Annotated in this window: 1 protein-coding gene; it reads right to left on the bottom strand. The window is 31.7% G+C overall.

The window, feature by feature from the left end:
* Positions 1-196: reverse transcriptase domain-containing protein (locus AC1VNY_RS42705; protein ID WP_482409708.1), on the bottom strand; the 196-nt coding region annotated here is incomplete at its 3' end.
* Positions 197-438: the final 242 nt, after the last annotated feature.

Genomic DNA, 438 nt, shown 5'->3' with positions numbered 1-438 from the left:
GTGTTGTGTTATTTATTTTGATATTGCATGTTGGTGTTTCTTGTTTCTTGGAGACAACCATAACCTCTGTTTTCTTTATATTCATGCTTAATCCTTTCTTTTCACTTTCTCTCACTAGTATGTCTATCAAGTCTTGCAGATCGTGTTCATTTGTAGCCATGAGAATTGTGTCATCAGCGTACCTTAGGTTGTTTATATTTTGTCCACCGACTGCTATTCCTGTCTTTTCTATAGCATATACAGTCAGACAATAATTCCATAATGGCTCTAAAATAAAAATATAGGACTAAAAACGAAAAACGAAGAATTAAATGTGAAAAACTAGAAATAGAAAAAAGAAGAAAACAATAATGAGAATCAAGTTGAATTATTTAGGCTATTCTAGACGGTGATTAAAGTTAAATCCATGTTGATTTATCACTTGTTATGTTCCGCTTC

This window comes from Bradyrhizobium ferriligni (assembly GCF_056837965.1).
Note: the sequence above shows the minus strand (reverse complement) of the source record. Positions and strands in the feature narration are given on the sequence as shown.